This is a genomic window from Proteus sp. STS61-E (assembly GCF_040932335.1).
In the GTDB taxonomy this organism is placed as follows: domain Bacteria; phylum Pseudomonadota; class Gammaproteobacteria; order Enterobacterales; family Enterobacteriaceae; genus Proteus; species Proteus mirabilis_B.
The window spans coordinates 109,977-134,731 of record NZ_JBFQGE010000006.1 but is presented as its reverse complement, the minus strand read 5'-3'; the positions used below and the strand labels follow the sequence as shown (position 1 = coordinate 134,731).

The following is a 24,755-nucleotide window of genomic DNA, read 5'->3' as shown; positions in this document are numbered from 1 at the left end:
TTATTACCCTCTTGAAGGTAAGCGCATCTCACGCTCTGCTTCGGTTAGTGACGCGAGGAAAGAATCACGCTCAAAAACACGTTGCATATAAATTTGTACATCTTTAGCGCCAGCGCCACTTAAATCTACACCAAGTACTGGTAAACGCCATAACAGAGGAGCTAAGTAGCAATCTACTAAGCTGAACTCTTCACTCATAAAGTATGGATATTCTTTAAACACAGGAGATACAGCCAGTAATTCTTCTGCTAACTGTTTACGAGCAGCATTTGCTTGCTGTTCTGTTCCTTTCTCGATGGTGTTCATTAAAGAATACCAATCATGCTCGATACGATGCATCATTAAACGGCTGCTACCACGAGCAACAGGATAAACTGGCATTAAAGGAGGATGAGGGAAGCGTTCATCAAGGTATTCCATGATGATGCGTGAATCATACAGAGTCAGCTCACGATCAACCAAAGTCGGTACACTTTGGTAAGGGTTTAGATCGATAAGATCCTGTGGAAGATTACCAGCTTCAACCTGTTCAATTTCAACACTGACACCTTTCTCCGCTAGGACAATTCTGACCTGATGGCTGAAAATATCAGTCGGACCGGAAAACAAAGTCATTACCGAACGTTTGTTGGCAGCGACAGCCATGAAAACCTCCAAGTTAATCAATTAAAGAAATGAATTAGCACAATGCCCCTTCCATTTCCCCATTCCTAAAAGACAAGCACACAAACGCAGTAGACCTAAATAAACATTTAAGTTATTAACTGCATTGGGTAACTACCTGTATAACAGTGTTATCGTGGGATAATCATATTTTACAGGGTTAAAAACTCACCTGTCTTTGCGGCACATATCATTATCAAGTAATACCAAAATAATCATTCAACAATCATTATTGTCATAATAATTTTGGTATGACTTTCAAACTCATTACAGGTATTACTATCGATATACCCATTAGCAACATTGTGAAGTCATAGAAAGAAAGACACCAAAGCTCGCTATTCTACCAGAATTCATGTTACTTAGGGGGGCTAATGCAAATAATTCAACACAATATGCCACACTACCTTAAAACTAAGATTATAATATCAAAAAATGAAATTATTTAGAGATAACATCTAAAAAATACGCTTTTTAATACTAGCGTTATCTTACATAAAGCCTGTTTTATGAGTAACAGCATCATGCTTTAGCAACATTATGTTTTTATTATTAATAAACACAAATAAGTCAAAAATAAAAAACCCGCCTGTGAAGACGGGTTTTCAACATCAAATTGATATCTAAAAGATAACAAATTAACGTTTAGAGAACTGTGGACGACGACGTGCTTTACGCAGACCCACTTTCTTACGTTCAACAGAACGCGCATCACGGGTTACGAAACCAGCTTTACGCAGATCAGAACGTAGAGTCTCATCATATTCCATCAGTGCACGAGTGATACCGTGACGGATCGCGCCAGCTTGACCAGAAATACCACCACCTTTAACAGTGATGTATAAATCTAATTTACCCAGCATATCAACTAATTCCAGCGGTTGACGAACAACCATACGTGCTGTTTCGCGGCCGAAGTAAACTTCTAGGCTACGTTTGTTGATTACGATATTACCGCTACCTGGCTTAATGAAGACACGTGCGGAAGAACTTTTGCGGCGACCTGTGCCGTAGTATTGATTATCAGCCATTGCCTATTATCCCGATTAAATGTCCAGAACTTGCGGTTGTTGTGCCGCGTGGTTGTGCTCAGATCCTGCGTAAACTTTCAGTTTACGATACATCGCACGACCCAGAGGCCCTTTTGGCAGCATGCCTTTTACCGCGATTTCGATTACACGCTCAGGACTACGGGCGATCATCTCTTCGAAAGTCGCTTGTTTGATACCACCTACGTGACCAGTATGACGGTAGTAAACTTTGTCAGTACGTTTATGACCAGTTACCGCTACTTTCTCAGCGTTTAAAACGATGATGTAATCACCAGTATCAACGTGCGGAGTGTATTCCGCTTTGTGCTTACCGCGTAAACGGCTAGCAATTTCAGTTGCTAAACGGCCTAAAGTTTTGCCGTCTGCATCAACAACGTACCAGTCGCGTTTTACGGTTTCTGGTTTAGCTGTAAAAGTTTTCATTATTGAAAATTACCCAATGTTTAGTTACACGTTGGTGAACGCTCGGTTCAAATACTATTGAGGTTCACACGACTCTTGTGTCCAGCAAACCTACCCCTTCGAGTAGCACTGCTGACTCTAAAATGCGAGTTTTTTGGGAAATAAAAAACTTGCTGCAACGTGGGGTCGCAAGATTATAGAGAAGTCAGAAAAAAAAATCGAGTCATAATTGAAAAACAATTGAATTCTTTTTCAATATTTCAGCGAAAAAAACGAATCTGGCACTTTTTTCTGATTTGACTGATAAATTCTTGCTACCTGAAGAGAAGAATTGTTCCTTTCCAGAGCGCTTGTAAGCTGCTTAATACTTTCTATTTTCATAGAAAAAAACATCAAGCAACTTAACCTGCGCCATCCTATCATAATGAAAGATGACTTTCTTCAAGAATTAAAAATTAAGCGAGATGAGGTTGCACTAAATATTCTTCACTTTGCATCTCTTGTAAACGAGATAGGCAACGTTGATATTCAAAACGTAAAAAATCACCTTGGTAAATCTCGTTCATTTCTACATTTGCATTAATAATAAGTTTCACCTTACGCTCATAAAACTCATCAACAAGCGCTAGGAACCGACGCGCAACATCTTCATGTAATGTCCCCATTTGCTCCATGTCATATAGCAAAACAGAGTGATAATGCTTAGAAAGCTCAATGTAATCAAGCTGACTACGCGGCTCCATACACAAGGTTGAAAAATTCACAGCGAGCACACCATTAGATGCTTTTCTTACTTTCATAGGGCGATGATTAATGGTTAATGTACAATCAATTTGCGGTTCGCTGGTTGCCAAGTGCATGAAAATTCTATCCATCTCCTGGCGATTTTCATCGTTAAGCGGAGATAAAAAAAGATGCGCTTGCGTTAATGTTCTAAGACGGTAATCAATACCTGCATCTACATTTAAAATGTCACAATGAAGTTTGATTTGTTCTATTGCAGGTAAAAAGCGGGAACGTTGTAATCCATTACGGTAAAGCTCATCAGGTGGGATATTTGATGTTGCCACTAGCGTGATACCTCTGGCAAATAACGCTTCAAGCAAAGTACCTAAAATCATTGCATCAGTAATATCAGAAACGAAAAACTCATCAAAACAGAGGACATCGGTTTGTGCTTTAAACCCATCAGCAATAATTTCTAACGGATTTTCATGCCCTTGTAAGTTTTTTAGCTCTTCTTGAACACGTAACATAAAGCGATGGAAGTGTAAGCGAAGTTTTCGCTCTGTTGGCAAACTTTGATAAAACATATCCATCAACCATGTTTTACCTCGTCCAACACCGCCCCACATATATAAACCACGTTCTGGTGCAACAATCTGTTTTTTTGTGCGAATTCGCCCGAATAATCGCTGTGTTAGCGAATTTTTTTCTGGTGGAGTCTCTTTTAATAATGCATGGTATATCTGTTGAAGGTGAAGAACAGTTTTTCTCTGAACATCATCGGGTTGATAATCACCTTGCTTCAATGCGGCTTCATAAAGTGATAACGGCGTACTAACAGTCATGAATGCCCTCTTATCCTTAATTTTCTGACATACTGATTTGTGTCTGTCGAATGCCTCTATTATAAGCATTAAGAATTGTTTTAACATCAACGTAACACACGAATTTTATATTAAGCTTAAGGATATTATTCCACCCATGCCTTTTAGCGGTTATGATGTTATAAGAATCCATCGTCCTCACTATTAGATGAAAAGGAGTTGCCATGGTTTGGGTTTATGCACTGATTGGATTAGTTGTCGGTCTTATTATCGGCGCACTTGCAATGCGTTACGGTAACAGCACCCTTCGCCAACAAGATGCTATCAAAGCAGAGTTAGACACGAAAAAAGAAGAACTTGATACTTATCGCAATGAACTTGTCAGCCACTTTGCTAGAAGTGCTGAACTATTAGATAACATGGCGAGAGATTACCGTCAGCTTTATCAACATATGGCAAAAAGCTCTAATGAGCTTATGCCTGATATGCCTGCTCAAGAAAATCCATTTAATTACCGATTAAGTGAGTCAGAAGCGGCTAATGATCAATCTCCAATAAAAATGCCACCTCGTGATTACTCCGAAGGGGCATCTGGATTGTTCAGACCCACAGAGAAAAAAGACAGTTAATATTAAAACGCCACATTTATTGTGGCGTTTTTCTTTCTACTAAATATCATAAAATGACAATTATTTGCTATGGTTTTAAAGATAGCTTTTGTCTTGTAAATCCATGTAAAAGGAAGCAAAGCACATCATGTCTTAATGAACTTTCCTTTGTCAGTACAGGTCTTAGTGACATCGAGCTCATTTTGAGCAATAACTTTTATTTTGATAACTGTATCAAGAGACTCTAATTCATGTTGACTAAAAAAAGAAAATTATTACTTAGTGCGTTAGCAATGAGTGTCGGACTTTCACTCTCTACTATTCCAGCAACCAGTATGGCGGCACTGCCAGCGGTTATGCCATCAGGCGAACAACTGCCAAGCCTTGCACCGATGTTAGAAAAAGTGTTACCTGCTGTTGTCAGTGTGCACGTTTCAGGAACACGAGTACAAAGCCAGCAAGTGCCTGAAGAGTTCAAATTCTTCTTTGGTCCAAACTTTCCATCACAACAACAAAGTATTCGCCCTTTTGAAGGCTTAGGCTCAGGTGTCATTATTGATGCACAAAAAGGCTACGTATTAACAAACAACCACGTTGTTGATGGTGCAGATAAAATTCAACTGCAAATTAATGATGGCCGTGAATTTAGTGCAAAATTAATTGGTAGCGATCCACAAACAGATATCGCATTACTGCAAATTGAAAAACCAACTAACTTAACCGCAATTAAAATGGCAGACTCTGACCAATTACGTGTTGGTGACTTTGCTGTTGCAGTAGGTAACCCATTTGGTTTAGGCCAAACAGCAACATCCGGCATTATTTCCGCATTAGGTCGTAGCGGTTTAAATCTTGAAGGTTTAGAGAACTTTATCCAGACTGATGCTTCAATCAACCGTGGTAACTCTGGTGGTGCACTCGTTAACTTAAATGGCGAATTAATCGGAATTAACACCGCTATTTTAGCACCGGGTGGTGGCAACATTGGTATCGGCTTTGCTATCCCAAGCAATATGGCGCGTGATCTTAGCCAACAACTGATTTCTCATGGTGAAGTTAAACGTGGCATCTTAGGTATTCGTGGTACAGAAATGAATTCTGATCTGGCGAAATCCTTTAATATTGATGCACAACGCGGTGCTTTTGTTAGCGAAGTCATGCCAGATTCATCCGCTGCAAAAGCAGGCATTAAACCCGGTGACGTTTTAATTTCAGTTGATGGAAAACGTATCAATAGCTTTGCTGAATTGAGAGCTAAAGTGGGTACTACACCGCCGGGTAAAGAGATCCTAATTGGCTTGATCCGTCAAGGTAAACCAATGGATGTTAAAGTGACATTAGAGAAACAATCGGCAGATGCAACTCGTGCAGATAACTTCTCTCCTGCACTACAAGGTGCCACATTAAGTAACTACTTAAACAAACAAGTTAAAGCAGTCGCTGTTGATTCTGTTGAGAAAGATTCTGCGGCTGCGGCATCTGGTTTACAGAAAGGCGACCTTATTATTGGTATCAATAATACGCCAATTACCTCATTAGGCGATTTACGTAAAGCAATTGACGCTAAACCGCCTGTTCTTGCATTGAATATTCAGCGTGGTAATGAAGAAATTTACCTGCTGTTACGTAATACACCGCGCTAAGAAGTAAGCTTTTCACCTATCTAATTTATTGATTTCTTTAGCCCTATAATTTCCATTATAGGGCTTTTTTTATCCCTATTTTTGATAAGAGTCATTGGCTTAAAAGGGGATTTTATGCGCTGAGCGATGCTTTCATAAGTTAAACTATGCTATTCTCACCGCTCCTACGCGAATAATTTTACAGTCAGACATAAATACAGGATTTTTATGTTAACTAAGTTACTGCGATCAACACTCATTGGTCTTCTCACAGCAGCAATTCTCTTGATTGCAGTCCCTTCAATTCGCCCTATTTTTATTGAACGCCTACTTAATGGTGATTTTCTCAATGCGCCTTTTAGCTATAACACTGCGGTACGACGAGCTGCCCCTGCGGTTGTTAATGTTTATAGCAGTACGATGGGAAGTTTTTCTCAAGAAGGTCGTGAACTGACATCTTTAGGTGCCGGCGTCATTATGGATGGTCGTGGTTATATTCTGACGAATCAACATGTTATTAATAATGCGGATCAGATCCTTATCGCACTCCAAAATGGTGATCTTTATGAAGGCTTACTTGTTGGCTCCGATCCGTTAACCGATCTTGCAGTATTAAAAATAGATGCCGATAAACTCCCGACGATCCCCATTAATACTAAGCGAGTTTCTCATGTTGGTGATGTTGTACTGGCTATTGGTAACCCATTTAATATTGGGCAAACTATTACGCAAGGGATCATCAGTGCTACGGGTCGCGTTGGATTAAGTCCAACACGTTACCAAAATTTCCTGCAAACAGATGCCTCGATTAATGAAGGTAACTCAGGTGGAGCACTCATTAATACAGAGGGCGAACTTGTGGGTATTAATACTATGACGTTTGACTCAGGAACCTACAATGGGTATCGCCCAAGCGCTGAAGGTCTCGGCTTCGCTATTCCGACCGAACTGGCTGTAAAAATCATGAATAAACTTATTCGTGATGGTCGTGTTATCCGTGGATTTATTGGTATTACAGCAAAAGAATTACCACGAATTCGCTCATCTAATACCGATATTAAGCAAATTCAAGGGTTGCGTATTTTTAGGATCACCCCAAATGGTCCCGCAGATAAAGCTGGGATCAAAACAGGCGATATCATCCTTAGTATTAATCATGCGCCAGCGACTTCCGCGATGGAAATGATGGACTATATTGCAGAAACGCGCCCCGGTACGGTATTACCTGTCACGGTATTACGCGAAGGCAATGAGATCAATGTTGATGTAACTATTTCTGAATACCAGCCTGAATCATAACTAACAAAAAATCTCCCTATACTTGGCTAGTAGGGAGATTTCATATAAAACGTCGCACTTTGTAAGCAATTTTCTTTAAAGCTTTCAGTGTTGCGATAGTCCTCTAATGTGCAGTGATTACAACCGCTATATTGTCCTTCTTTAGTACCATCATTTTGCCAACCACATACAGGGCAGATCTCAAAAAATGCCTCATCTTTATCTTTGAAAACAAAATAATGGCACGCAACACAACTCACTTCTAAAGGAAGATGACAACTTCGCTTTTCCATAGGATGGGCTCTCCTATCACATTATTAATGATACTATTCGCTCTTACTCTCTTTATTGGCAACTGAGTTATTTTCAACAGTATGCCAAATCTTTTCCGCTTTTCGTCCAATAAAAATCAGTGAAACCGCCAAAATAAAGAAGAAAATCGCACTGTGTAAACTATCCCAGAAATATTCAAAGAATCGGGTGTAAAGGTTGATACCAAGGAATGTTAGACCAAAACCTCTTAACATACCGTCATCGGTTTTAAGGCTAATATAAATACAGATAACTGAAACGACAGCAAATAACAGTGCCCAAGGTAACAAATTCACACTTGAAGTACGATACCAAGTATCAGGATCGTAATTACCAAAAATAGACATTATCCATAACGCAATAAACAGATAAGTCAGCCCCATTATTTTTGTCATGGTAAATAAACGACGGCGTACCAACACATTTTGTAGGAAATAACAGCCTGCTAATAACATCGCGCCAAAGAAGACAAAACGGATAGGATAGTTCATTCCTAACCAATAAGCGCCCCAACCAGAAACATAGCCTGTTTCAGCACCAAACCAATTTCCTAACATCAACAAGAAGAATAACCACACCAATGAGGAGCGACTAATAAATCCAATTGCACCATAAATGACACAGCCAATTAAAAAGAGAGGTGCAATATGGCCACTTCCTGTATCCAACAATTCTCCCAGTTGCCAAAGAAAAATAGCCGTAAACATCACACCTAAAAAGAGAATAAACTCAGTACTGTAATGCCATTGTGTTTCTTTTCGCTGACGTTTAAATCCCCAAAAATAAAGTGCTGAAGCAATAAGTGCAGGAGATATCACTCGCATAATTTCAGAAACACTAAAAATCTCAATGAGATAATAAATTAAAGCACTATCACTAAAGATACTGCCAGCAGCAATAATCAAGCACACCATTGCTATCCAAAATGCATAGCGACTCAACCGTTTCCAATCAAAGGGAATTCGGTGCAATGTACTTCCTAATTGCTGATATTCTTGTTCTGAAATCTCACCAGATTGTTGCCATTCATCCAGTGCTTGACGAACTAGGCGCTCTTGTTTCCTTGTTACCTGCATATATATTCTTTCCTTTTAGCTCATAGTGATTTTTATAACACAGGTCTGTTTTTCTTACTGTATCTTGCCACGAAAGAAATGCCTTATGAATTATCCTATTCTATTGAGAGCCCTATTAAAATAATGCGTAAAAAAAACCATAGCACAACAATGTGCTATGGTTTTAAATGGCTAAAAAAGATGACTAAAATTAATTAGTCATTAGAGCGCAAACGTTCTATTTTTGCCCCTAATCCCTGTAATTTAGCTTCAATATTTTCATAACCACGATCGATATGATAAATACGATCAACAATGGTTGTGCCTTCAGCAATACAACCTGCAAGTACTAAGCTTGCGGAAGCACGTAAATCCGTTGCCATTACTTGTGCGCCTGAAAGTTTTTCAACACCGTGGCATAACACAGTATTACTTTCGATTTCAGCGTGAGCACCCATACGAATTAACTCAGGAATGTGCATAAAACGATTTTCAAAAATAGTTTCAGTGATCATTCCTGCGCCTTCAGCAACTAAGTTTAAAAGGCTGAATTGTGCTTGCATATCGGTAGGGAAACCTGGATGTGGCGCAGTACGCAATGTCACCGCTTTAGGGCGTTTACCATGCATATCAAGGCTTATCCAATCTTCACCAACTTCAATATCAGCACCTGCTTCACGTAATTTTGCCAACACTGCATCTAATGTGTCAGGTTTAGCATTACGGCAAACAACACGACCACGAGAAATCGCAGCAGCAACTAAGAAAGTACCTGTTTCAATACGATCAGGTAGGATTTGATAAGTACCACCACCAAGACGCTCTACGCCTTCAATAGTAATACTATCTGTGCCTGCACCGCTGATTTTGGCGCCTAATGTATTAAGGAAGTTTGCAGTATCTTCAATTTCAGGCTCTCTTGCCGCATTCTCAATGATGGTTTTGCCTTCAGCTAATACCGCAGCAGTCATAATAGTGATAGTGGCGCCCACGCTCACTTTATCCATGACGATATGTGCGCCTTTTAAACGTCCATCAACGCGTGCTTTCACATAACCTTCATCCAGCGTGATCTCAGCGCCTAATTGCTCTAAACCTGTAATATGAAGATCAACAGGACGAGCACCAATAGCACAGCCACCCGGTAAAGAAACCTGACCTTGGCCAAAACGCGCCACCAGCGGACCTAAAGCCCAAATAGAAGCACGCATGGTTTTTACTAATTCGTAAGGAGCGCAAAATTCATTAATGTTACGAGCATCAACGAAAACAGAGCCATTGCGTTCAACATTAGTTCCTAAGCGATTAAGTAACTTAATCGTGGTATCGATATCTTTTAATTTAGGAACATTCGTTAATTCTACTGGCTCTTCGGCAAGGATCGCAGCGAACAGGATTGGTAGTGCGGCATTTTTTGCGCCTGAAATAGTGACCTCACCTGATAAACAGGTTGGCCCTTGTACTCTAAATTTATCCATCTGTAGAACTCTCTTTTTTATTTTGCTGTACGCTGTATACCTACTGAATCAAAGCCCGTTAAGTTTACGATCTCTCTTCCACTCTTCAGGTGTGTAGGCTTTAATAGACAAAGCGTGAATACGGTTATCTGCGATATATTCCATCAAAGGGGCATAAATGGTTTGTTGTTGTTTTACTCTGCTCATTCCCTCAAACATTGCGCCAACAACGACAACTTGAAAGTGACTACCATCACCATTGACGATGACTTCATCTAAAGACAGGCTGTCCATTAATACTTGTTTGATTTCATTTGTATCCATAATTGCTCAATCTCAACGTTAAAATAATAATCAGTCGTCTATCCTAATGGAATCCGCTCTACTCTTAAACCATCAAAAACCCCCTTAATGATAAAAGTATCACGAAGGGGGCTTTTTAATACCTTTACTCAAAATCTGTATTAGGCAATATTCATAATTTCATCAAGATCATAGAGTGTAATTAAGGTCTGAAAACGCTCACTTACACCTTGAATAATAAATTGACGATTTTGCTCTTCCATTTCTGCTTTTAAGTGAACAAAAAGTGCCAACCCAGTTGAATCAATATGTCCTAAGGCAGAAATATCAATGATATTAATATCAGCTAATAATGTTTTACGTTTCTGCCAAACAGGCAATAACGTTTCACGATCTAGCGTTCCTTGGAAATAGAGGACACCCTCCTTTTTTTCCCAATTTAACGAAGCTGACATGTTATTTTTTCTCATCCAGTGTAATTGGTGTTTTAGCACTGATTTCTAACTGTTTTGTTAAACCATCAACACCTTTAGAATTTAAAATATCTGACCATTCATTCTGTTTTGTTGTGATCATGCTGACACCTTCAGCAATCATATCATAAGCTTGCCATTCGCCTGTTTTGCTGTTTTTACGCCATTGGAAATCAAGGCGAACTGGTGGGCGACCATTTGTATCAATGATAGTGACACGAATAGTTAGCGTTGATTTATCTGCGAAAGGTTTTGCAGGTTCAATACGGTACTCTTGGCCTTCATACATCGCTAATGCTTGACCATATACTTGAGCTAGATACGCTTCAAATGCAGTGAAATAAGCATCACGTTGTGCAGGTGTTGCATTACGATAATGCGGTCCTAACACTAATGCACCCGCATATTTAATATGCACATAAGGCAATAATTCTTGCTGAACAATTTGACGTAAAACTTCAGGGTTTTTACGAATTTCAGGTTGTTCATTTTTTAATTTACTAAAGGTCTTTTGCGCAGCATCTTCCATCAATGCGTAAGGATTAGTTTTATCTACTGCCATTGCAAAAGGCGTTATCACTAATAGTGCGACCATCAATAAGCGTTTAAACATACGTTCGCTTCTCCTCAAATAGGGTTTTAATAATACGATGCATTTATGACGCTAGATCTAGCTAAATGTATAAGTGCATCGTATAGGAATTAATGATTAAGGTAATGCAGAGTGTTCTTGCGTTGGTTGAGTTTCAGATTTTGCTGAATCATCACCATCACCCGTTTTATAAAGGAATTGACCAATAAGATCTTCTAGTACCATTGCTGAATTGGTGTTTGTGATCCGTCCTCCGTCTTTGAGCAGAGTAGAATCTAATGCTTCATCATAAAAACCTAAATTCAATGCAAGGAACTGTTCACCTAATAAACCCGATGTACGAATAGACAGTGAGCTACTTTCTGGAATGTGGTCATAAATGCTCAGAATATCGAGCGCGACTTCAGGTCGATAGTTCCCTTCATCTTCTTCTTTTAAAGTGATAGAAGAAACACGACCAATCACCACACCACCAATCTTAACTGGGGAACGTTCTTTTAACCCACCAATATTACCGAAGCTGGCATAAACACGATAAGTTGGTTGATTACCCATTTCTTTAATATCAGCTACTTTAAGGCATAAGAAAATCACGGCAGCTAACGCAATCAGAACAAATAGACCAACCCAAACTTCAATTTTTTTACTTTGCATGACTTAGTTCCCAAACATCAGTGCTGTTAGCACAAAATCTAAACCCAATACGGCTAACGATGAATGAACAACGGTACGTGTTGTTGCTCTGCTAATCCCTTCTGATGTTGGGATTGCGTCATACCCGTTAAAGAGCGCTATCCAAGTGACGGTAATGGCAAAAACGACACTTTTAATAAAGCAGTTTACTAAATCGAGTCGCCATTCAACGGCACCTTGCATAGATGCCCAGAAAAAGCCTTCATCGATCCCTTTCCAATCCACACCCACAATTGCACCACCCCAAATACCGATGGCAACAAAAATAAGTGAAAGCAATGGCATACTAATAAGACCTGCCCAAAAACGAGGCGCAACGACACGTCTTAAAGGATCGACTGCCATCATTTCTAAACTAGAAATTTGTTCTGTGGCTTTCATCAAGCCGATTTCAGCTGTTAAAGCAGAGCCCGCACGACCCGCAAATAATAATGCCGTCACGACTGGGCCTAATTCTCTTAACAATGAAAGTGCGACCATCATGCCAAGACTCGCTTCAGCACTAAAGGTTGTTAAAACAAGATAGCCTTGTAATCCCAACACCATGCCAATAAATAAGCCAGACACCATGATAATTAATAAGGATTGAACGCCGACGTTATACAGTTGCTTCAATAATAGAGGCCACTGTTTACGAAATTCAGGCTTACCGACTAATGCTCGAAAGAGCATAATGCCTGCTCTACCGAAGGTTGCAAAAATCGCTAACGCTCTAACGCCAATGCGAGATAATAAATTTACCACGTACTAATTTCCTCGTCCTAATAGGTCGTCCTGATAATCTCCCGCAGGAAAACGGAATGGTACAGGGCCATCAGCAATACCATCTAAAAACTGTCTTACTTGCCTATTTGGATTGTCCTGTAATTCTTGTGCGCTACCTTGAGCAATGACTTTCTGCTCTGCAACAATATAGGCATAATCGGCAATACTTAACACTTCAGGCACATCATGGGAAACCACAACACAAGTTACGCCAAGCGCATGATTTAATTCATCAATTAATTTAACAAGTACACCCATGGTGATAGGATCTTGCCCAACAAATGGCTCATCAAACATAATCAGTTCAGGATCAAGCGCAATAGCTCTTGCTAATGCCGCCCTTCTCGCCATGCCTCCTGATAATTCAGAAGGCATTAAACTTGCTGCACCACGTAAACCCACGGCTTCAAGTTTCATCATCACCGTTGTACGGATCAATGCTTCAGGTAAATTTGTATGCTCTCTTAGTGGAAATGCCACATTTTCAAATACATTCATGTCTGTAAACAGTGCGCCTGATTGAAAAAGCATACTCATTTTCTTTCTTGCCTGATACAACGCAGAGCGTGATAGCGCAGGAATATTGTCGCCATCAAACCAAATTTCACCACTATCTGGAAGGATTTGTCCTCCCATTAGGCGTAACAAGGTTGTTTTACCAATCCCTGAAGGGCCCATAATCGCAGTCACTTTTCCTCTTGGTACAACAAGATTGATCTCAGAGAAAATCTTTCTGCTACCGCGAGTGAAGTTCATATTGCGCACTTCAATTAGATTGTCAGATTGTGCGTTCATGAATAAAACATCCTCAAGCCTGTCTGCATAAACGAATTTTTACGCTATTTTGGCAGGTCATTCGTTATGTTACAAAGAAATCACCACTATTTAGCAATTTATTGCACGGTTAATTTTACTTTTCGTGCTTGGCTAGTCAAAATATGGTTAATTAGCAAAACCTTTTGACAATATGTTTTTTTATCAGCCCTGTCTTATTGGTTTTTTCTTTATTCGCTCATTGTTGGAAAACTGATGGCATGTTGATTACTTTGTCTCTTTTAATTTTTGGGTTGATGTTACTCGTTTATGCATCAGACCGATTAGTTTATGGTGCGAGCGTTTTTGCGCAATCGTTAAAAATCCCACCTGCCGTTATTGGTATCTTAATTGTAGGCACAGGTACTTCACTGCCTGAGCTTTTTGTTTCAACCGATGCTGCTGTTCATAATTTACCTGATATTGCTATCGGGACAGCCATTGGCTCTACACTCACCAACCTTCTCCTCATCGCTGGTATTGGCGCGATGATTTATCCTATGAACATTCAATCCGCAGTGCTAAAAAAAGAGCTTCCCTTGATGATTATAGTCATCATGCTTGTTGGCATTATCGTTTCTAGCGGAAACTTAGGGCTTAGAGAAGGCACTCTGCTCTTTTTTATTGGTTTTGCATCCATATTTCTAATGATAAAAACGATGCATAAAACACTAACACAAGAGCGTCATGTATTACCTTTAGAAACCTTAACGCGTTTTGAATTACAGACAAATCCCCGTAATTCTGTTGCACTTTTTTGGGTTGTTATTGCTTTACTTATTATTCCAGTTGCAACCCAAATGATATTGGATAATGTCTTTATTTTAATGCAACAGTATCATCTTAGTGGCTTTTTTGTTGGTTTAACCTTGCTATCGATTGGAACAAGCCTACCTGAATTAGCAACAACCATTGTGGCAGCACTAAGACGCGAGAATGAATTAGCATTAGGGAATATTATAGGTGCTAATATTTTCAATCTCACTTTTGTGTTAGGAATGCCAGCATTACTCTCACCAAGCACATTTAATATCAACGCATTTTATTTTAGCTTTGCTGTACTTGGTGTCGCCAGTTTACTGTTTTCTCTCTTTTCATTAGGGCGTAAACGACGTCTTAATCGAGGAAAAGGGATATTCTTGTTAGTTTGCTTTATTGTTTATATTACGGTGTTGTGCGTCGCACATTCTCTCTTAACCTAAAATAAATGGTACAAAAAAATGACCGAGTTTGATTTTCAGCAAGCGGGTAAAAAAGTCCTTCATATTGAACGTGATGGGTTAGCTGAACTAGAACAATACATCAATGATGACTTCACTCTAGCCTGTGAAAAAATTTTCCACTGCCAAGGTAGAGTCATTGTTATGGGTATGGGTAAATCTGGCCATATTGGACATAAAATTGCGGCTACATTCGCCAGCACAGGAACACCTTCTTTCTTCGTTCATCCCGGTGAAGCAAGCCATGGCGACTTAGGCATGGTGACAGAAAAAGATATTGTTTTGGCGATTTCAAACTCAGGTGAAGCCAGCGAAATCCTTGCGCTGATCCCAGTACTTAAACGTAAACAGATAACACTGATTTGTATGACACGCACTCCTCAAAGTACAATGGGGAAAGCGTCTGATATTCATCTTTGTATCAAAGTACCTAAAGAAGCCTGTCCTTTAGGTCTTGCACCAACAACCAGTACAACGGCAACCTTGGTAATGGGGGATGCACTAGCAATAGCACTGTTACGTGCCCGTGGTTTTACTGCTGAAGATTTCGCTCTCTCTCATCCCGGAGGGGCATTAGGTCGTAAATTACTCCTTCATGTCAGTGATTTAATGAATAAAGAGGCAGATATCCCTCGCGTCACTAAAGATGCCACTTTACGTGAAGCACTTGTCGAGATAACCCGTAAAAAATTAGGTATGACCGTCATTTGCGATGATAGTATGCTGATCAACGGTATCTTTACTGATGGTGACTTACGAAGAATATTTGATTTAGGGATAGATCTGAACAATGCCAAAATTTCAGATGTTATGACAAAAGGCGGTATTCGTATTCGCCCAGATTGTTTGGCAGTTGAAGCACTGAATTTAATGCAAGCAAAACATATCACCTCGCTATTAGTAACAGAACAAGATAGTGATATCCTGTTAGGTGTTTTACATATGCATGATTTATTACAGGCTGGTGTTGTATAAGATAGTCATAACGTTCGAAGGATAAAAATGAATACAATGATAGAAACTTGTTATGGTGCAGTAAGCGAGCAAATCATCAAAAAAGCAGAAAAAATCCAATTGCTGATTTGTGATGTTGATGGTGTGATGTCGGACGGACTCATTTACATGGGCAATAATGGCGAAGAATTAAAAGCCTTTAACGTTCGTGATGGGTATGGCATCCGTTGTTTGCTTACATCCGGCATTGAGGTTGCTATCATTACAGGTCGTCAGTCTAAACTGTTAGAAGATCGTGCTAAAACCCTTGGCATTACATATCTTTACCAAGGTCAGCATAATAAGCTTTTGGCGTATCAACAACTGTTAGATACACTAAACCTTAAACCTGAACAAACAGCCTATATTGGTGACGACCTGATTGATTTACCTGTAATGGAAAAAGTAGGACTTTCTGTCGCCGTGGCTGATGCTCATCCATTACTTACACCTCGTGCTAATTATGTAACCCGCATTTCGGGTGGTCGTGGTGCAGTACGAGAATTGTGTGATTTAATCCTTTTAGCGCAAGGTCGGCTTGAAGAAGCTAAAGGTCTTTCGATATAACGTATAACGATACAGAATGAATAAATTAAAATCCTGGTTTACCTTAATTCTTGCCATTATCGCCCTTGGGCTGATTGGCTGGAACTATACTAATAACACTGAATTCGGTGATGGTGAGATTGTTGATGATGGTCAGCCAACCTATCAATCCAAATCATCGATATCTTTTGTTTATGAACCAACGGGTATACTCGGATATAAACTTGTTGCTGATGATGTTAAAAACTATGCTCAGCAAAAGTTTACATGGTTTACTAACCCTGTCTTAACTACCTATTCACCGACAGGGGATGCAACATGGACAGTACGCGCAAATAAAGCCAAGCTAACAAACAGTAAAATGCTCTATCTTTATGGCGATGTTCAAATTGATAGCTTAACGGATGATTCTCAACTACAGAGAATAAGCACAGACAATGCTATCGCAAATTTGGATACACAGGATGTTTCCTCTGATGATGAAGTGACTATTATCGGCGTCGGACTGAAATCAGTCGGCTTAAAAATGCGAGGCAATCTGCGCGAGAAACGTGCAGAGCTGATTGAAAAGGTAAACACCTATTATGAGATCCCTAATGAATCAAAAAATCCGTAATACACTGATTATCGGTACACTTTTAGCGATAAGTGTACCTGCGATGGCGCTTAAAGATGACACGCAACAGCCTATTGTTGTGAATTCAGAGAAACAGTCGCTTGATCTAGAAAAAAACGTTACAACCTTTACACAAAATGTTGTGATCAAACAAGGTTCTATCGATATTCGTGCTGATAAAGTTGTTGTCACACGCCCGGGTGGTGACTCAAAAAGGATCGTAATAGAAGCGTTTGGTAACCCTGTGACTTTTTATCAGTTACAAGATGATGGCAAACCAATCAAAGGTCGTGGCGAGAAAATGACCTATGAAATGGATAAAGAGTTAATGACCTTAACGGGTAAAGCCTATCTTGAACAATTAGACAGTAATATCACCGGTGATAAGATCACTTATCTCGTCCCAACTCAGCAAATGGAAGCGTTTAGCGGTAAAGGTAAACAAGTGACTACTGTTTTACTGCCTTCCCAGTTGCAAGAGAAAGGCCCTGGTGTTAACAACAAAGGTAAGTAACACTTTATGGCGCTGTTAAAAGCTGAAAATTTAGCGAAAGCATACAAAGGGCGCACCGTTGTCGGTGATGTGAGCCTGAACGTTAATTCAGGTGAGATTGTCGGCTTACTTGGACCTAATGGTGCAGGTAAAACAACCACATTCTATATGGTTGTTGGCATTGTAGCTCGTGATGCAGGTAGTATTACAATTGATGATGAAGACATTACGCTGTTACCGTTACATGAACGAGCACGTAAAGGCATTGGCTATCTTCCTCAAGAAGCGTCTATTTTTAGACGCTTAAGCGTTTATGACAATATTATGGGGATCTTAGAAATTCGCCATGATCTAACGCCTGAAGAACGAAAAGACCGTGCAGAAGAGCTACTAGAAGAGTTTAATGTCAGCCACTTGCGTAACAGCTTAGGGCAATCATTATCAGGGGGTGAACGCCGCCGTGTTGAAATCGCGCGGGCATTGGCAGCAAACCCCAAATTCATTTTATTAGATGAACCTTTTGCGGGTGTTGACCCTATTTCGGTATTAGATATTAAAAAAATTATCCAGCATCTACGTGATTATGGATTAGGTGTACTGATTACTGACCATAACGTTCGTGAAACATTAGATGTATGTGAACGTGCTTATATCGTCAGCCAAGGTCACCTTATCGCTCATGGTTCACCAGAAGAAATTCTTGAAAATGAGCAAGTTAAACGTGTTTACTTAGGTGAAGGCTTCCGCCTGTAATCTTTGATTCACTTTTACTCTGTCATGGATGACAACAGCAAAGGACTCATCGCATTATTATGAAACAAAGTCTGCAACTTCGTCTTAGTCAGCAACTGGCAATGACGCCACAGCTACAACAGGCTATTCGTTTGTTGCAACTTTCGACGCTTGAATTGCAACAAGAAATTCAGCAAGCGCTTGAGTCTAATCCACTTCTAGAACAAGACGAGGATCAACAAGATCCCGTTTCAGATGATATCTCTCATACAGAAAATCAGTCAGACTCTACAACAGAAACAACAACTGAAAACGAAGTTGAAGAGTTCGACACGCTGGATGCTTTAGAGCAAAAAGAGATGCCTGATGATCTTCCTTTAGATACCCAATGGGAAGAGATCTACACCGCAGGCACACCTTCTGGCACCAGCAATGACTATACTGATGATGAACTTCCACTGTATCAAGGCGAAACAACTGCTTCATTGCAAGATTACCTGACATGGCAGGCTGATCTCACTCCATTTTCAGAAACAGACAGAGCAATAGCGATAAGTATTATCGATGCGATTGATGAAACAGGATATTTAACTGTCACAACAGATGACATCCTTACTGGAATGGGCGATGATGAGTTAGAGCTTGATGAAGTCGAAGCCGTATTAAAACGTATTCAACGCTTTGATCCTATTGGTGTTGCTGCGCGTGATTTAAAAGAGTGTCTTTTGATTCAGCTATCCGCTTTTTCAACAGAAACACCTTATCTTAAAGAAACGCAGTTAGTGATCAGCCAATATTTAGAGTTGCTAGGTAACCGTGACTTTCGCCAATTGATGCGTCAAACGAAGTTACGAGAAGAAACACTTAAATCGGTTATTGAGATGATCCAGTCTCTTGATCCTAAGCCCGGATTAAGTATTGATACAGGCGAATCAGAGTATGTTATTCCAGATATACTGGTAAAAAAATCAGGTGAACGCTGGCAAGTTGAGTTAAATACAGATAGCATTCCTCGCCTACGAATAAATGAGACCTATGCGGCATTGGGTCAATCGACTCAAAATGAGAGCGATGGAAAATTTATTCGTGACAATTTACAAGAAGCCAAATGGCTGATAAAAAGTTTAGAAAGCCGTAATGAGACATTATTAAAAGTCGCTCATTGCATTGTTGACACACAGCAGGCATTTTTCGAATTGGGTGAAGAGCATATGAAACCCCTTGTGTTAGCAGATATTGCTGAACAGGTTGAAATGCACGAATCCACCATTTCTCGAGTGACAACGCAAAAATTTTTGCATTGCCCAAGAGGAATTTTCGAATTGAAGTATTTTTTCTCTAGCCATGTGAATACTGATAGCGGAGGCGAAGCCTCTTCAACAGCAATCAGGGCTTTAGTGAAGAAACTAATCGCAGCAGAAAATCCAGCGAAACCACTTAGTGATAGTAAACTGGCTGATATGCTCGGAGAACTTGGAATACAGGTTGCTCGACGCACTGTTGCGAAGTATAGAGAGTCATTATCCATCCCGCCTTCAAATCAACGCAAAGAGTTGGTTTGAGCATAATTGAGAAGGAAGACACTATGGAACTTCAAATCACTGGTCATAATATTGAATTAACCGATGCTCTGCGTGATACCGTCAAAGCAAAAAGCGCGAAATTACCTCAGTTCTTTGACAAAATTAATAACGTTCAGGTGATCCTGAAAGTCGAGAAAGTTAATAAAATCGCGGAAGCGACCATTCAAGTTAACGGCGGTGAATTGCATGCCTCTGCAGAAGCAGAAGATATGTACGCAGCAATTGATGGATTAATGGATAAACTGGCTCGTCAATTAACCAAACACAAAGATAAACTGAGACAACATTAATTCATTTCCCATTGTAAAATGGGGATACAATCGGCGAAGTTACTGCGTTGTTTATGACTCGGTTTAAGCCAACGCCTAATCAATATCAGTAACAAAAAACCAGATGTCACCTTGTGGCATCTGGTTTGCTGGTCTAAGTGAATAAGACAATGAACAACGATACAAAGATGAATATTAGCGACGTACTTTCTCTGGCATGTACGCATAATGATGTACATTGCACGAGTAAAAAGCGCGCGTTAGAAATTATCAGTGAAAATGCAGCTAAAGCACTTAATTTACCCGAAACACTGATATTTGAAGCTTTATTAACGCGTGAAAAAGTCGGTACAACAGGGATTGGGGGGGGGTTAGCTATCCCTCATGGACGTATTGAAAGTGATGAAACAGAAAAAGTAGTTGGTGTGTTTCTTCACCTAAGCGAACCTATTGCCTTCGACGCTATTGATAATCAACCTGTCGACTTGTTGTTCGCATTACTCGTTCCTGCGACACAATGTAAGGAACATTTACACACACTGTCTTTGATTGCAAAACAGTTGGCAGACAAAAATTTATGTCGCCGACTACGCTCCGCACAAAGTGATGAAGAGCTTTATCAGATTATCACAGAATAACCCCTACGGGTTTAGTAGGACGCGAATAGCATACAGTGGAATGATATTCATCACTGGGAAATTATAGGGGAGCTACCTCATGGTGCTGATGATAGTCAGCGGACGCTCTGGTTCAGGTAAGTCAGTCGCTTTGCGTGCGCTTGAAGATATGGGATTTTATTGTGTTGATAACTTACCTGTTGATCTTTTACCTGAGCTCGCAAAAACACTGGCTGAACGTGATGCTTCTGCTGCCGCAGTCAGTATTGATGTCCGAAATATGCCAGAGTCGCCGGAGATCTTCGAAAAAGCGCTGGAAAGTTTACCCGCTGAATATTCTCCACAACTCTTATTTTTAGACGCTGATAGAAATACCTTAATTCGTCGTTATAGTGATACTCGACGTCTTCACCCTCTTTCGACCAAGAACCTTTCGTTAGAAATGGCAATTGATACCGAAAGTGATCTGCTTGAGCCATTGCGATCACGCGCTGATCTCATCATTGATACTTCTGAGATGTCAGTTCATGAGCTCGCAGAAATGCTGCGTACTCGCTTATTAGGTAAGCGCGAACGTGAGCTGACAATGGTCTTTGAATCATTTGGCTTTAAACATGGTATTCCTATTGATGCAGACTATGTTTTTGACGTGCGATTCTTACCAAATCCACATTGGGATCCTAAACTGCGTCCAATGACAGGTCTTGATCGCCCTGTCGCGGCATTTTTAGATAGACACACTGAAGTTCATAACTTTATTTATCAAACTAGAAGCTACCTTGAACTTTGGTTGCCGATGTTAGAAACCAATAACCGTAGTTATTTGACGGTTGCGATTGGTTGTACCGGTGGTAAACACCGTTCTGTTTATGTTGCAGAGCAACTCGCAGATTATTTCCGCTCTAGAGGGAAAAACGTACAATCACGTCACAGAACACTAGAAAAACGCAAATGACCCAATATCGACAAGTTGCGATTAAAAATCGACTCGGTATGCATGCAAGACCTGCAATGAAGTTGTTTGATTTAGTAAAAACATTTCAATCAACCGTCATTTTACGCAACAACGAAGGGGTTGAAGCACAAGCGGATAGTGTGATTGCTATGCTGATGTTAGATTCAGAGCAAGGCAGTCAAATTGATATAGAAGTTACTGGTAGTGATGAAAATGAAGCTATTGATGCTATTATCGCATTATTTGAATCGGGGTTTGATGAAGAATAATCGTAATAGAAAACAATAGATTAGCATTTCTTAACTAAATAACCCGAAAGAGACTGTGATCACTGTCTCTTTCTTTTTTATACAGAACCGCCTATTATCTCTTATATGAGTTTAACAACACCCCCACCTCACCCGTGGGGGTGTTGTTTTGCATTGGAATAAATTGGAGTGTGGTATGACAAAGCCAACAATTATCATCAACGAACTTGATGCAGAACGTTTAGATTCATTACTTGAACAACCGGCATTTGCAGATAGCCCGATTGCTGAAGCATTGAATGAAGAGTTAGATCGTGCTGACATTGTTACACCAGCTGATATCCCTGCTAATATTGTCACAATGAACAGCAAAGTCCGTTTTATGGACTTAAAAAATAATGAAGAGCGTACTCGTACATTAGTGTATCCTGCTTCATTAAAAGACAGCACTACTGAACTTTCCGTTATGGCACCAATGGGTGCTGCGCTACTGGGTTTAGCGATTGATGATGAGATCAGTTGGAAGCTGCCAAATGGCCTTGAAACTAAGGTTAAAGTATTAGAAATTCTATACCAACCTGAAGCTGCGGGTGAATTACACCGTTAAGCAGAGCTGAAGGTTCGCGTCTTATTTTTATCTTCTCAAATTGAAAAGCACACTGATAAACGCGATATCTCAGCCCATTACGGGCTGAGATTAAAGGTTGCGATCAGTATCTAAAATTTACTCACCTGCAATACTCATTTCTGGTAATAACAACGATCCACACTGAACATTACTGCGCATCTCGATATCATCACCCATAGTGGCAATATTTGCCCACATATCTTTTAAGTTACCCGCAATAGTGACTTCACTTACAGGATATTGAATTTCACCGTTTTCAACCCAAAAACCGCTCGCGCCACGAGAATAATCACCTGTTACTGTGCTGACGCCTTGTCCCATCAATTCTGTAACAACTAGCCCTGTTCCCATCTCTTTTAACAGTGCATCAAACGATAAACCTTGCCCTGGGATATACCAGTTATGAATACCACCAGCATGACCATTACTTTTTAAGCCCAGTTTTCTTGCTGAATAAGTGGTTAATAGCCACTCTTGTAACACGCCATCTTTAATGATTTCGGCATCGGTTGTGCGCACACCCTCGCTATCAAACGGTGTTGATGCTAGGCCTCTCATTAAGTGAGGACGCTCTTGAATATTTAGCCATTGAGGGAAAATTTGCTTACCTAAGCTATCGAGTAAACAAGAAGATTCACGATAAATCATGCTACCACTGATTGCCGCCACCAAATGACCAAAAATACCTGTCGCAACATCGGCTGCAAAAATAACGGGAGCTTTCATGGTTGGGAGTTTACGAGGTGCAAGGCGAGATAAAGTACGACGAGCACACTCTTGACCTACCCATTCAGGTGATTCTAGATCATCAAAACGACGACTAATGGTGTAGGCATAATCGCGCTCCATATCGTCACCATCACGAGCAATAACACAACTCGACATAGAATAGCGTGAAGATGAATAGCTTTTTAATAAGCCAAGGCTATTACCAAATACACGGGTTCCACTGTGGCTATTAAAGCTACCCCCTTCTGTATTAATAATACGGCTATCGCTATCTAAAGCGGCTTTTTCTGCTCTTGATGCTAATTCAATCGCTTTATCTGCTGTTACCTCGGTAGGATGGTAAAGATCAAGGAAAGGCGCATCAAAGGCTAATAGCTCTTGATCAGCAGGCCCTGCATAGGGGTCAACTGAAGTATAGCGTGCAATATCCACAGCGGCCTGTACAGCACGCTTAATTGCATCAGGACTTAAATCTGTTGAAGATGCACTACCTTTACGTTGTTGTTGGTAAACCGTAATGCCTAAAGCACCATCACTGTTAAATTCAACATTTTCAACTTCACCGTAACGCGTACTCACACTAATGCCCGTCGATTTATTAATAGCGACTTCAGCACTATCACACTGTTTAGCAGCCAGCTCTAATGCAAGCGAGACGGCGTCTTCAAGCTGTTTTACCTGATCTGAATTATTCATTGAGAACCATTTTTCCTAAGGAGAACACCACTTTTTACTTATTTTTAGCAAAGTAAATCAATTGACAGGTGGTCAACAAGCGATTTTCCCAGTTACAATAGAAGATATATGAATGTTATCACCCGTCGGGCTTTTGGTCATTCACCAAATCACACTCCCGGCTTACTCTGCAACAGGAATTTTTATTATGGCAAAGCAGCCTGAAGAGTGGCATTACCTCAACCCTGAATTTGACGATACATCGTCAGAAGAGGAAGAAGAGGACGAAATCATCTGGGTCAGCAAAAGCGAAATTAAACGTGATGCTGAAGCACTCAAAAAACTGGGTACTGAATTAGTTGAATTAAGTGCACAAGAATTAGAGCGCGTGCCATTAGATGAGAAATTATTAGCCTCTATTCAATTAGCACAAAAAGTACAGCGTGAAGCACGCCGTCGCCAAATTCAATATATTGGAAAACTACTGCGCAATGTGGACGAAGATCCGATCCGCCAAGCGCTTGATAAACTGAAAAACCGCCATAACCAACAGATCTTAGTGTTACATAAACTTGAAGATCTGCGAATTCGCCTTGTCGAAGGTGGTAATGAAGTGATTGAAGAAGTCGTGGCGCTTTATCCAATGGCAGATCGCCAACAATTACGCACACTTATCCGTAATGCGAAAAAAGAAAAAGAAGCGAATAAGCCACCAAAATCATTCCGCTTACTATTTCAATATCTAAAAGATTTATCAGAATCAGCATAAAACCTGATCATCCTGAAAACGCAGTGTAAATTCAGTATCACTGC

General features: G+C 40.2%; 30 protein-coding genes. 16 read left to right on the top strand and 14 right to left on the bottom strand.

The window, feature by feature from the left end; genetic code table 11:
- Positions 1 to 3 precede the first annotated feature (3 nt).
- The 4 genes from sspA to zapE form a co-directional block, all read right to left on the bottom strand.
- Positions 4 to 645 carry a stringent starvation protein SspA gene (gene sspA, locus AB4J89_RS14445; RefSeq protein WP_023582862.1) on the bottom strand — a complete coding sequence of 214 codons (642 nt, stop codon included), beginning with the start codon at positions 643 to 645 and terminating at the stop codon, positions 4 to 6.
- 656 nt (positions 646 to 1,301) lie between these two features.
- Positions 1,302 to 1,694: a 30S ribosomal protein S9 gene (rpsI, locus tag AB4J89_RS14440; protein WP_004245284.1), complete on the bottom strand. Its 393-nt coding sequence runs from the start codon at positions 1,692 to 1,694 to the stop codon at positions 1,302 to 1,304.
- A gap of 15 nt (positions 1,695 to 1,709) precedes the next feature.
- Complete coding sequence (gene rplM / locus AB4J89_RS14435) at positions 1,710 to 2,138, bottom strand: 50S ribosomal protein L13 (RefSeq protein WP_006535327.1); 429 nt, start codon at positions 2,136 to 2,138, stop codon at positions 1,710 to 1,712.
- Positions 2,139 to 2,572: 434 nt separating this feature from the next.
- Positions 2,573 to 3,688, bottom strand: a complete 1,116-nt coding sequence (gene zapE, locus AB4J89_RS14430; RefSeq protein WP_368469703.1) for a cell division protein ZapE — start codon at positions 3,686 to 3,688, stop codon at positions 2,573 to 2,575.
- A gap of 203 nt (positions 3,689 to 3,891) precedes the next feature.
- Here zapE and zapG point away from each other — a divergent pair, with 203 nt between their 5' ends.
- The 3 genes from zapG (at position 3,892) to degS (ending at position 7,196) form a co-directional block, all read left to right on the top strand.
- Positions 3,892 to 4,296 carry a Z-ring associated protein ZapG gene (gene zapG, locus AB4J89_RS14425; RefSeq protein WP_075671429.1) on the top strand — a complete coding sequence of 135 codons (405 nt, stop codon included), beginning with the start codon at positions 3,892 to 3,894 and terminating at the stop codon, positions 4,294 to 4,296.
- Between the two features lie 230 nt (positions 4,297 to 4,526).
- Positions 4,527 to 5,918, top strand: coding sequence for a serine endoprotease DegQ (gene degQ, locus AB4J89_RS14420; RefSeq protein WP_088493801.1), 1,392 nt, complete (start codon positions 4,527 to 4,529; stop codon positions 5,916 to 5,918).
- Positions 5,919 to 6,125: 207 nt separating this feature from the next.
- Entirely contained in the window at positions 6,126 to 7,196 is a 1,071-nt protein-coding gene (degS, locus tag AB4J89_RS14415; RefSeq protein ID WP_088493802.1) for an outer membrane-stress sensor serine endopeptidase DegS, read from the top strand.
- A gap of 26 nt (positions 7,197 to 7,222) precedes the next feature.
- On the opposite strand, the gene AB4J89_RS14410 is transcribed toward degS, so the two are convergent.
- The 9 genes from AB4J89_RS14410 to mlaF form a co-directional block, all read right to left on the bottom strand.
- The gene (locus AB4J89_RS14410) at positions 7,223 to 7,468 is read right to left on the bottom strand and encodes a CPCC family cysteine-rich protein (RefSeq protein ID WP_088493803.1); all 246 of its coding nucleotides are present in this window, start codon (positions 7,466 to 7,468) and stop codon (positions 7,223 to 7,225) included.
- A 33-nt stretch (positions 7,469 to 7,501) separates the two neighbouring features.
- The gene (locus AB4J89_RS14405) at positions 7,502 to 8,563 is read right to left on the bottom strand and encodes a DUF2157 domain-containing protein (RefSeq protein WP_088493804.1); all 1,062 of its coding nucleotides are present in this window, start codon (positions 8,561 to 8,563) and stop codon (positions 7,502 to 7,504) included.
- 194 nt (positions 8,564 to 8,757) lie between these two features.
- Entirely contained in the window at positions 8,758 to 10,020 is a 1,263-nt protein-coding gene (gene murA / locus AB4J89_RS14400) for a UDP-N-acetylglucosamine 1-carboxyvinyltransferase (RefSeq protein WP_088493805.1), read from the bottom strand.
- Positions 10,021 to 10,068: 48 nt separating this feature from the next.
- Complete coding sequence (gene ibaG, locus AB4J89_RS14395; RefSeq protein ID WP_006535338.1) at positions 10,069 to 10,323, bottom strand: BolA family iron metabolism protein IbaG; 255 nt, start codon at positions 10,321 to 10,323, stop codon at positions 10,069 to 10,071.
- 140 nt (positions 10,324 to 10,463) lie between these two features.
- Positions 10,464 to 10,757, bottom strand: a complete 294-nt coding sequence (gene mlaB / locus AB4J89_RS14390; RefSeq protein WP_088493806.1) for a lipid asymmetry maintenance protein MlaB — start codon at positions 10,755 to 10,757, stop codon at positions 10,464 to 10,466.
- 1 nt (position 10,758) lies between these two features.
- Positions 10,759 to 11,388 carry a phospholipid-binding protein MlaC gene (gene mlaC, locus AB4J89_RS14385; RefSeq protein WP_075671443.1) on the bottom strand — a complete coding sequence of 210 codons (630 nt, stop codon included), beginning with the start codon at positions 11,386 to 11,388 and terminating at the stop codon, positions 10,759 to 10,761.
- A 96-nt stretch (positions 11,389 to 11,484) separates the two neighbouring features.
- Complete coding sequence (gene mlaD, locus AB4J89_RS14380; protein ID WP_088493807.1) at positions 11,485 to 12,021, bottom strand: outer membrane lipid asymmetry maintenance protein MlaD; 537 nt, start codon at positions 12,019 to 12,021, stop codon at positions 11,485 to 11,487.
- Positions 12,022 to 12,024: 3 nt separating this feature from the next.
- A complete protein-coding gene (gene mlaE / locus AB4J89_RS14375; protein ID WP_075671447.1) occupies positions 12,025 to 12,804 on the bottom strand; it encodes a lipid asymmetry maintenance ABC transporter permease subunit MlaE in 780 nt (259 codons plus the stop codon).
- Between the two features lie 3 nt (positions 12,805 to 12,807).
- A complete protein-coding gene (gene mlaF, locus AB4J89_RS14370; protein WP_072063774.1) occupies positions 12,808 to 13,620 on the bottom strand; it encodes a phospholipid ABC transporter ATP-binding protein MlaF in 813 nt (270 codons plus the stop codon).
- A gap of 239 nt (positions 13,621 to 13,859) precedes the next feature.
- On the opposite strand from mlaF, the gene AB4J89_RS14365 reads away from it, so the two are divergent.
- The 12 genes from AB4J89_RS14365 (at position 13,860) to rnk (ending at position 22,517) form a co-directional block, all read left to right on the top strand.
- The gene (locus AB4J89_RS14365; protein ID WP_088493808.1) at positions 13,860 to 14,840 is read left to right on the top strand and encodes a calcium/sodium antiporter; all 981 of its coding nucleotides are present in this window, start codon (positions 13,860 to 13,862) and stop codon (positions 14,838 to 14,840) included.
- 18 nt (positions 14,841 to 14,858) lie between these two features.
- Entirely contained in the window at positions 14,859 to 15,833 is a 975-nt protein-coding gene (gene kdsD, locus AB4J89_RS14360) for an arabinose-5-phosphate isomerase KdsD (RefSeq protein WP_109393140.1), read from the top strand.
- 27 nt (positions 15,834 to 15,860) lie between these two features.
- A complete protein-coding gene (gene kdsC / locus AB4J89_RS14355) occupies positions 15,861 to 16,418 on the top strand; it encodes a 3-deoxy-manno-octulosonate-8-phosphatase KdsC (RefSeq protein ID WP_088493809.1) in 558 nt (185 codons plus the stop codon).
- A 16-nt stretch (positions 16,419 to 16,434) separates the two neighbouring features.
- Positions 16,435 to 17,013: an LPS export ABC transporter periplasmic protein LptC gene (gene lptC / locus AB4J89_RS14350; RefSeq protein WP_075671457.1), complete on the top strand. Its 579-nt coding sequence runs from the start codon at positions 16,435 to 16,437 to the stop codon at positions 17,011 to 17,013.
- Entirely contained in the window at positions 16,994 to 17,527 is a 534-nt protein-coding gene (gene lptA, locus AB4J89_RS14345; RefSeq protein WP_075671459.1) for a lipopolysaccharide ABC transporter substrate-binding protein LptA, read from the top strand. The genes lptC and lptA overlap by 20 nt, the downstream gene beginning before the upstream one ends.
- A 6-nt stretch (positions 17,528 to 17,533) precedes the next feature.
- Positions 17,534 to 18,259 (top strand): LPS export ABC transporter ATP-binding protein, encoded by a 726-nt coding sequence (gene lptB / locus AB4J89_RS14340; protein ID WP_006535352.1) that lies wholly within the window; start codon positions 17,534 to 17,536, stop codon positions 18,257 to 18,259.
- A gap of 59 nt (positions 18,260 to 18,318) precedes the next feature.
- Complete coding sequence (gene rpoN, locus AB4J89_RS14335) at positions 18,319 to 19,800, top strand: RNA polymerase factor sigma-54 (protein WP_368469695.1); 1,482 nt, start codon at positions 18,319 to 18,321, stop codon at positions 19,798 to 19,800.
- A 23-nt stretch (positions 19,801 to 19,823) separates the two neighbouring features.
- A complete protein-coding gene (gene hpf / locus AB4J89_RS14330; protein ID WP_036913954.1) occupies positions 19,824 to 20,111 on the top strand; it encodes a ribosome hibernation promoting factor in 288 nt (95 codons plus the stop codon).
- 149 nt (positions 20,112 to 20,260) lie between these two features.
- Positions 20,261 to 20,728 carry a PTS IIA-like nitrogen regulatory protein PtsN gene (ptsN, locus tag AB4J89_RS14325; RefSeq protein ID WP_023582879.1) on the top strand — a complete coding sequence of 156 codons (468 nt, stop codon included), beginning with the start codon at positions 20,261 to 20,263 and terminating at the stop codon, positions 20,726 to 20,728.
- Between the two features lie 79 nt (positions 20,729 to 20,807).
- A complete protein-coding gene (gene rapZ, locus AB4J89_RS14320; protein ID WP_023582880.1) occupies positions 20,808 to 21,662 on the top strand; it encodes an RNase adapter RapZ in 855 nt (284 codons plus the stop codon).
- Positions 21,659 to 21,931 carry a PTS phosphocarrier protein NPr gene (gene npr / locus AB4J89_RS14315; RefSeq protein WP_006535359.1) on the top strand — a complete coding sequence of 91 codons (273 nt, stop codon included), beginning with the start codon at positions 21,659 to 21,661 and terminating at the stop codon, positions 21,929 to 21,931. Before rapZ ends, npr begins: the two co-directional genes overlap by 4 nt.
- 175 nt (positions 21,932 to 22,106) lie before the next feature.
- Positions 22,107 to 22,517 carry a nucleoside diphosphate kinase regulator gene (gene rnk / locus AB4J89_RS14310; protein WP_075671465.1) on the top strand — a complete coding sequence of 137 codons (411 nt, stop codon included), beginning with the start codon at positions 22,107 to 22,109 and terminating at the stop codon, positions 22,515 to 22,517.
- 117 nt (positions 22,518 to 22,634) lie between these two features.
- Here rnk and pmbA read toward each other — a convergent pair whose 3' ends face one another.
- Positions 22,635 to 23,963: a metalloprotease PmbA gene (pmbA, locus tag AB4J89_RS14305; RefSeq protein ID WP_311755440.1), complete on the bottom strand. Its 1,329-nt coding sequence runs from the start codon at positions 23,961 to 23,963 to the stop codon at positions 22,635 to 22,637.
- A gap of 187 nt (positions 23,964 to 24,150) precedes the next feature.
- Between pmbA and yjgA the strand changes: the two genes are divergently transcribed.
- Entirely contained in the window at positions 24,151 to 24,711 is a 561-nt protein-coding gene (gene yjgA / locus AB4J89_RS14300; RefSeq protein ID WP_088495963.1) for a ribosome biogenesis factor YjgA, read from the top strand.
- Positions 24,712 to 24,755: the final 44 nt, after the last annotated feature.

What these genes read in the sequence shown, in the direction of transcription:
- AB4J89_RS14410 (WP_088493803.1), bottom strand. Translation starts at nt 7,468, where the DNA reads ATGGAAAAGCGAAGTTGTCATCTTCCTTTAGAAGTGAGTTGTGTTGCG.
- hpf (WP_036913954.1), top strand. Translation starts at nt 19,824, where the DNA reads ATGGAACTTCAAATCACTGGTCATAATATTGAATTAACCGATGCTCTG.
- murA (WP_088493805.1), bottom strand. Translation starts at nt 10,020, where the DNA reads ATGGATAAATTTAGAGTACAAGGGCCAACCTGTTTATCAGGTGAGGTC.
- rpoN (WP_368469695.1), top strand. Translation starts at nt 18,319, where the DNA reads ATGAAACAAAGTCTGCAACTTCGTCTTAGTCAGCAACTGGCAATGACG.
- pmbA (WP_311755440.1), bottom strand. Translation starts at nt 23,963, where the DNA reads ATGAATAATTCAGATCAGGTAAAACAGCTTGAAGACGCCGTCTCGCTT.
- zapE (WP_368469703.1), bottom strand. Translation starts at nt 3,688, where the DNA reads ATGACTGTTAGTACGCCGTTATCACTTTATGAAGCCGCATTGAAGCAA.
- lptC (WP_075671457.1), top strand. Translation starts at nt 16,435, where the DNA reads ATGAATAAATTAAAATCCTGGTTTACCTTAATTCTTGCCATTATCGCC.
- ptsN (WP_023582879.1), top strand. Translation starts at nt 20,261, where the DNA reads ATGAACAACGATACAAAGATGAATATTAGCGACGTACTTTCTCTGGCA.
- rplM (WP_006535327.1), bottom strand. Translation starts at nt 2,138, where the DNA reads ATGAAAACTTTTACAGCTAAACCAGAAACCGTAAAACGCGACTGGTAC.
- mlaC (WP_075671443.1), bottom strand. Translation starts at nt 11,388, where the DNA reads ATGTTTAAACGCTTATTGATGGTCGCACTATTAGTGATAACGCCTTTT.
- kdsC (WP_088493809.1), top strand. Translation starts at nt 15,861, where the DNA reads ATGAATACAATGATAGAAACTTGTTATGGTGCAGTAAGCGAGCAAATC.
- rnk (WP_075671465.1), top strand. Translation starts at nt 22,107, where the DNA reads ATGACAAAGCCAACAATTATCATCAACGAACTTGATGCAGAACGTTTA.
- zapG (WP_075671429.1), top strand. Translation starts at nt 3,892, where the DNA reads ATGGTTTGGGTTTATGCACTGATTGGATTAGTTGTCGGTCTTATTATC.
- mlaD (WP_088493807.1), bottom strand. Translation starts at nt 12,021, where the DNA reads ATGCAAAGTAAAAAAATTGAAGTTTGGGTTGGTCTATTTGTTCTGATT.
- lptA (WP_075671459.1), top strand. Translation starts at nt 16,994, where the DNA reads ATGAATCAAAAAATCCGTAATACACTGATTATCGGTACACTTTTAGCG.
- ibaG (WP_006535338.1), bottom strand. Translation starts at nt 10,323, where the DNA reads ATGGATACAAATGAAATCAAACAAGTATTAATGGACAGCCTGTCTTTA.
- kdsD (WP_109393140.1), top strand. Translation starts at nt 14,859, where the DNA reads ATGACCGAGTTTGATTTTCAGCAAGCGGGTAAAAAAGTCCTTCATATT.
- AB4J89_RS14365 (WP_088493808.1), top strand. Translation starts at nt 13,860, where the DNA reads ATGTTGATTACTTTGTCTCTTTTAATTTTTGGGTTGATGTTACTCGTT.
- sspA (WP_023582862.1), bottom strand. Translation starts at nt 645, where the DNA reads ATGGCTGTCGCTGCCAACAAACGTTCGGTAATGACTTTGTTTTCCGGT.
- degQ (WP_088493801.1), top strand. Translation starts at nt 4,527, where the DNA reads ATGTTGACTAAAAAAAGAAAATTATTACTTAGTGCGTTAGCAATGAGT.
- mlaF (WP_072063774.1), bottom strand. Translation starts at nt 13,620, where the DNA reads ATGAACGCACAATCTGACAATCTAATTGAAGTGCGCAATATGAACTTC.
- mlaB (WP_088493806.1), bottom strand. Translation starts at nt 10,757, where the DNA reads ATGTCAGCTTCGTTAAATTGGGAAAAAAAGGAGGGTGTCCTCTATTTC.
- degS (WP_088493802.1), top strand. Translation starts at nt 6,126, where the DNA reads ATGTTAACTAAGTTACTGCGATCAACACTCATTGGTCTTCTCACAGCA.
- AB4J89_RS14405 (WP_088493804.1), bottom strand. Translation starts at nt 8,563, where the DNA reads ATGCAGGTAACAAGGAAACAAGAGCGCCTAGTTCGTCAAGCACTGGAT.
- lptB (WP_006535352.1), top strand. Translation starts at nt 17,534, where the DNA reads ATGGCGCTGTTAAAAGCTGAAAATTTAGCGAAAGCATACAAAGGGCGC.
- rapZ (WP_023582880.1), top strand. Translation starts at nt 20,808, where the DNA reads ATGGTGCTGATGATAGTCAGCGGACGCTCTGGTTCAGGTAAGTCAGTC.
- npr (WP_006535359.1), top strand. Translation starts at nt 21,659, where the DNA reads ATGACCCAATATCGACAAGTTGCGATTAAAAATCGACTCGGTATGCAT.
- rpsI (WP_004245284.1), bottom strand. Translation starts at nt 1,694, where the DNA reads ATGGCTGATAATCAATACTACGGCACAGGTCGCCGCAAAAGTTCTTCC.
- yjgA (WP_088495963.1), top strand. Translation starts at nt 24,151, where the DNA reads ATGGCAAAGCAGCCTGAAGAGTGGCATTACCTCAACCCTGAATTTGAC.